Raw genomic sequence first — 6,419 nt, forward strand, 5'->3', positions numbered from 1 at the left:
TATCTGCAGCCCTTTGTTGTTTCATTAGTTGTTATATTTGGACGAGGTAAACATCAATTTAACCATTAATGTTTGGCCCTAACCATTTTTCAGCCTCGATCCTATCCCACCCCTTACGATCGGCGTAACTCTCTAGCTGATCTTCTTGGATCTGTGCGATCGCAAAGTAACGTGAGTCAGGATGAGAGAAGTACCAACCAGATACTGACGCACCCGGATACATTGCATAGCTGGAGGTTAGAGTCATGCCAATATTCTCTTCCGCATTAAGTAGCTCCCAAAGCGGTCCTTTTTCAGTATGCTCAGGGCACGCTGGATAACCTGGTGCAGGGCGAATACCTTGGTATTTTTCACGAATGAGATCATCGTTAGATAAATCTTCATCCGCAGCATAACCCCAAATTTCTTTACGGACACGCTCATGCAAATACTCAGCAAACGCTTCGGCTAGGCGATCCGCCACCGCTTGAATCATAATTGCGTTGTAATCATCTCCCTGTGCTTTGTATTCATCAGCAAGCTCTCGTTCACCAATACCACCAGTGACAGCAAATGCCCCTATCCAATCATGTTTACCCGACTCTTTAGGTGCGATGTAGTCGGATAAACAATAGTTGAATCCTTTTGGTTTCTCGGTCTGTTGTCGCAAGTTACGTAATACTTTCACAACGTCGGTACGAGTTTCATCAGCATAAACTTCAATGTCGTCCCCCACGCTCGCAGCAGGGAATAAGCCACACATTCCACGCGCTTTTAACAGGCCTTCTCGCTCAACTCGATCAAGTAACTCGTTGGCATCTTCGAATAAACGTTTTGCTTCTTCACCAACTTCTTCATGTTGGAAAATTGTTGGATACTTACCCACAAGTGACCAAGTCATAAAGAATGGTGTCCAATCGATGTATTGACGTAATATAGCCACATCAAAATCATCGAAGATATGAATGCCAGGCTTAACAGGCACTGGAGGAGTATAAGCTTCCCAATCGATCGCAACTTTATTCGCTCGAGCCGCTTCTAATGTCACTGGTTTGGTTCTCGGTTTCTTTCGATTATGTTGATCACGTACTCGTTCGTAATCAGCTTGAAGTTTTTCAACAAATTCAGGGCGACGTTCATCTGACAGAAGAGAAGTACATACGCCCACTGCACGTGAGGCGTTGTTCACGTAAACCACTGGATGCTTGTAATTTTGCTCAATCTTAACTGCTGTATGGGCTTTTGACGTTGTTGCGCCACCGATGAGAAGAGGTAAGTTAAAGTCGAGACGCTCCATCTCTTTTGCAACATGCACCATTTCGTCTAATGAAGGCGTGATCAACCCTGATAAACCAATAATATCGACGTTTTCTTCTTGCGCTACTTTTAAGATCTTTTCGCAAGGAACCATGACACCAAGATCGATAATTTCGTAGTTATTGCACTGCAATACAACGCCAACGATATTTTTCCCGATATCATGTACATCACCTTTGACCGTCGCTAGCAAAATCTTACCGTTTGTTTGTCCCACCTGCTTTTCTGCATTGATGTAGGGCTCCAGATGCGCGACTGCTTGCTTCATCACTCGTGCAGATTTTACGACCTGAGGAAGGAACATTTTACCTTCACCAAACAAGTCTCCGACGACGTTCATCCCATCCATTAGTGGGCCTTCAATCACCTCTAATGGCTTTGAAGCGTTGACACGAGCCTCTTCGGTATCATCAACGATGAACTCAGTTATTCCTTTCACTAACGCGTGCTCTAAGCGCTTTTCAACAGGCCAAGTTCTCCACTCAAGTGCAGAGGCATCCTCCTCTTTACCTACCCCTTTGCCTGCATATTCCGCCGCGATATCTAACAATCTCTCAGTGGCGTCATCACGACGGTTAAGAACGACATCTTCCACAGCCTCACGCAATTTTTCAGGCACGTTATCGTAGATTTCTAACTGACCCGCATTCACAATCCCCATATCCATACCATTTTTAAAACAGTGGTAGAGGAACACCGCGTGAATCGCTTCACGTACATAGTTATTGCCACGGAAAGAGAATGAGACGTTAGAAACACCACCCGAGATCATCGCATGTGGTAAATCACGTTTGATATCGCCAACGGCTTCAATGAAATCCACCGCGTAGTTATTATGCTCCTCGATCCCCGTAGCAATGGCAAAAATGTTTGGGTCAAAAATGATGTCTTCTGGTGGAAAGCCCACTTCATCAACAAGAATTCGGTAAGCGTTGGTACAAATTTCTACTTTGCGCTCACGTGTATCTGCTTGCCCAATCTCATCAAACGCCATCACAATCACAGCCGCACCGTAACGGCGGATCAACTTAGCTTGTTCAACGAATTTCTCTTTGCCTTCTTTGAGAGAGATCGAGTTAACAATGCCTTTGCCTTGGATGCACTTAAGACCGGCTTCAATAACCTCCCACTTGGAAGAGTCAACCATGATTGGTACTTTTGAGATTTCAGGTTCTGACGCACAAAGGTTTAAAAAGCGAACCATACAAGCTTGTGCATCCAACATGCCTTCATCCATGTTGATATCGATAATTTGAGCGCCATTTTCAACTTGTTGACGAGCCACATCGAGCGCTTCATCGTACAGCTCTTCTTTAATCAAGCGCTTAAAACGCGCAGAACCGGTTACATTCGTACGCTCACCGACATTGATAAATAAAGAGTCTTTATCAATCGCGAGCGGCTCTAAGCCAGACAAGCGACAAGCAACGGGAAGTTCAGGTAATTGACGAGGGGCGATATTTTCAACCGCGAGTGCCATTTGGCGAATGTGCTCAGGAGTTGTACCACAACACCCACCAATCAAGTTTAAAAAGCCACTTTGAGCCCACTCTTTAACATGCTTAGCCATATCTTCTGGCGACAAATCGTATTCGCCGAATGCATTCGGAAGCCCAGCATTTGGGTGAGCGGAAACAAAAGATTCTGATATACGAGAGAGCTCTTCAACATAAGGACGCAGCTCATCTGGACCAAGTGCACAGTTCAAACCAAACGAAATCGGTTTAACATGACGTAATGAGTTGTAAAACGCTTCTGTGGTTTGACCGGATAATGTCCGACCGGAAGCATCAGTAATAGTCCCCGAGATCATCACAGGTAACTCAATACCCATCTCTTCAAACACACTTTCAACAGCAAATGAACAAGCCTTAGCGTTAAGCGTATCGAAGATGGTCTCGATAAGAATAAGGTCTGAACCACCTTTAATAAGCGCTCGAGTCGATTCAGAGTAAGCCTCAACTAACTCGTCGAAAGAAACATTTCGATATCCGGGGTCATTTACATCAGGAGAAATAGAACAAGTTCGGTTTGTTGGCCCTAAAACCCCTGCGACATAACGTGGTTTATCGGGTGTTTTTGCGGTCCATTCGTCTGCAACTTCACGTGCAAGCTTGGCAGCTGCAAAGTTAATTTCTTCACTTAGGCTTTCCATCTCGTAGTCAGCCATCGCAATGGTTGTTGCGTTAAAAGTGTTGGTCTCAAGAATATCTGCACCCGCTTCTAAATATGCAGCGTGAATTTCCTTGATAAGTTGAGGCTGACTTAGAACCAACAGGTCGTTGTTACCTTTTAGATCACAATGCCAATCCGCAAAGCGCGTTCCTCGATAGTCTTGCTCTTCAAGTTTGTACCCTTGAATCATGGTTCCCATACCACCATCAATCAAAAGAATACGTTGCTTCAATTGAGCTTCAATCTGTTGTCTTACGTTACTTCCCACAGTACAGCCTCATTCCTTTAGTTATCTTTCCATCCTATCACACAAACTTCAGGAGTCTAGACGTCTAAACGTGGAATTAATGATTATTTTATCTCCTTCTTAACTTACAAAATAATCACGAAAAAATGTTTGCTATTTAAGCAGCATCAGCCGAGAATTCCATTCATAAAATGTTACAAATAGAGAGCTCTATGTCGGTCTATCATACTTTATGTTTTCTATCCGCAGCTGCGATGCTAATTGCTTTTGTAAACAGCAAGATAGGAAAGATGCAAACCACCATTGCGATTACCGCAGGTTCAATGGTGCTTTCACTTCTAATCTTAATTGCGGGTCAAAACAACTGGTTCCATCTCACCGAAATTGCGACGGAGACGGTCACAAGGATTAACTTCGAAGATTTCTTGCTCAAAGGCATTCTTGGCTTCTTACTATTTGCTGGTGGACTAGGCATCAAACTCCCGAACCTTAAAGATCAAAAGTGGGAGATCACTGTTTTAGCCCTTGGAGCCACACTGTTTTCCACGTTCTTTATTGGATTTGCACTGTATGGGTTTTGTCAGTTAATTGGCATCCAATTTGATTTGGTCTACTGCTTACTATTTGGTGCTCTAATATCGCCAACTGACCCAATCGCTGTATTGGCTATTGTGAAAAAACTAGATGCTCCTAAACGTATCTCCACTCAGATTGAAGGAGAATCGCTCTTCAATGATGGCTTCGGTTTGGTTATCTTCGTCACTCTATTTACGATTGCATTTGGCACTGAGGCACCAACTGTAGGTAGTGTCACCTTACTCTTCATCCAAGAAGCTATCGGTGGTATCACATATGGTTTCGTCCTCGGTTTGCTATTCCACTACTTGATCAGTGCCACCGATGATCACTCAATGGAATTGTTACTTACCATTGGTGTCCCAACAGCAGGTTACGCATTTGCTGAATACATCCATGTATCAGGCCCACTCGCGATGGTTGTATCCGGTATTATGATTGGCAACTGGACACGCTTTATTGGCTTTTCAAAAGAGAGTGAAGATCACCTTGACCATTTTTGGGAGCTTGTTGATGAGTTCTTGAATGGCGTGTTATTCCTACTGATCGGCATGTCGATGCTGCTATTTGAATTCCACAAAGAAGACTGGATTATGATGGCTATTTCAGTCCCTCTTGTACTAGCAGCTCGCTATTTAAGCGTATTTCTCTCGTACATTGGCTTTAAGCGTTACAGAAAATATAACCCGTGGTCAGTACGTATTTTGACGTGGGGCGGCTTACGCGGGGGCCTTGCATTGGCAATGGCACTTTCCATTCCATCTGGTATTTGGGTGATTCAAGATAAGTTAATCGATGTAAAAGAGATTATTCTTGTAATGACCTACTCCGTCGTTGTTTTCTCTATCCTCATTCAAGGCTCAACAATCACCCCAATGATTGAAAAAGCAAAAGCAGAAGAGAAGAAGATGGAAGAGAACAACCAAGCAATAACCACTCCGGAACATACGGAGCCAGTGGACTCTTAAAGACACGTAACTTAATAAATAAAAAGCAGCTACCTAGCTGCTTTTTTCATAACTAATTTTCAGACTCCCCTTCAAAGACGAGTGCTCCTTATTCTTTGATATACCTTCAAATATACTAAGAATCGCTACGCTGCATTTTCATAGATACTAACTATTGCCGATAGATAGTATTCATAGACGAGCCTTTTAATTTACCCATTTATCACTTCTCTTCTCTTCTCTTCTCTTGGCAATATAGGCTCCTCGCAAATATCAAAGCTAAACTTCCACAATACTTAGCAATGAGCGAGTTTGTATTTTTATGAGAAAGATACATTTAGGGTGATTGCGTTCAGAACCCAAACAGGTTAGCAATCTCACCAAGATAAAACTGAGCTAGCATTCAGGTAGATCAAAGCCTTAACAGAAATTTAGTCCCCCTCTCTCTTGATCTCAGTGAGACTAAACTTGTATTCAAAGTCATCCTATTTTCAAATTAGAAACAAGCGACACTTCAAACAATTAAACTCTGTCACATAACTAGATTTTCTAATATCGAATAAAAGGAGCTTTGGTTAGAGCTTGGTATCGGAATAAGACTAAGACTAAGGCACAGAGTTACGTGCTAGCTCGTTCACGACGTATTAAAACCATGTGAAGAGGGTAGTGTAACTCGAGATGCAAGATTTAAATATGAGAGTGGGTTTAAGGTAAGTCAGGTAACCAAAACGAAAAAAGCCCCAGTCTTTCGACTGAGGCTTAATATAAGTGGCGGAGTGGACGGGACTCGAACCCGCGACCCCCGGCGTGACAGGCCGGTATTCTAACCAACTGAACTACCACTCCGCAGTGGTATCACTCGCTTTAATAAGCAAGCGTCCGCTTTTGTCTTCACTTTTCGAAAAAGTGAAAATAAAACTAAAGCCTGGCGATGTCCTACTCTCACATGGGGAAGCCCCACACTACCATCGGCGCTATTTCGTTTCACTTCTGAGTTCGGCATGGAAATCAGGTGGGTCCAAAACGCTATGGTCGCCAAGCAAATTCTTTAATCTGGAAAGCTGTTTTTTAATTCTCGTTCTTACACATTCAATGTTCTTTCATTGAGTCCATCAAAACCCCTTGGGTGTTGTATGGTTAAGCCTCACGGGCAATTAGTACAGGTTAGCTCAACGCCT

At 43.3% G+C, this 6,419-nt stretch carries 2 protein-coding genes, 1 tRNA gene and 1 rRNA gene; 1 reads left to right on the forward strand and 3 read right to left on the reverse strand.

What is annotated here, in order from left to right; translation table 11 throughout:
- Positions 1 to 58: 58 nt before the first annotated feature.
- Positions 59 to 3,739 carry a methionine synthase gene (gene metH / locus R7P35_RS16760; RefSeq protein WP_213905005.1) on the reverse strand — a complete coding sequence of 1,227 codons (3,681 nt, stop codon included), beginning with the start codon at positions 3,737 to 3,739 and terminating at the stop codon, positions 59 to 61.
- A 191-nt stretch (positions 3,740 to 3,930) separates the two neighbouring features.
- Here metH and R7P35_RS16765 point away from each other — a divergent pair, with 191 nt between their 5' ends.
- On the forward strand, positions 3,931 to 5,262 hold the full coding sequence (locus R7P35_RS16765) for a cation:proton antiporter (protein ID WP_053306797.1): 1,332 nt from the start codon (positions 3,931 to 3,933) through the stop codon (positions 5,260 to 5,262).
- 748 nt (positions 5,263 to 6,010) lie between these two features.
- Here the strand turns inward: R7P35_RS16765 and R7P35_RS16770 are convergent.
- Together R7P35_RS16770 and rrf are read right to left on the reverse strand one after the other, a co-directional pair.
- Positions 6,011 to 6,087: transfer RNA gene (locus tag R7P35_RS16770), tRNA-Asp, on the reverse strand.
- A gap of 77 nt (positions 6,088 to 6,164) precedes the next feature.
- Positions 6,165 to 6,281 (reverse strand): 5S ribosomal RNA (gene rrf / locus R7P35_RS16775).
- Positions 6,282 to 6,419: the final 138 nt, after the last annotated feature.

Origin of the sequence: Vibrio sp. Vb0304 (genome assembly GCF_033338995.1) — a bacterium.
Taxonomy (GTDB): domain Bacteria; phylum Pseudomonadota; class Gammaproteobacteria; order Enterobacterales; family Vibrionaceae; genus Vibrio; species Vibrio alginolyticus.

Excerpts from the sequence above, each read along its gene's own strand:
- R7P35_RS16765 (WP_053306797.1), top strand. The coding sequence starts at position 3,931 with ATGTCGGTCTATCATACTTTATGTTTTCTATCCGCAGCTGCGATGCTA.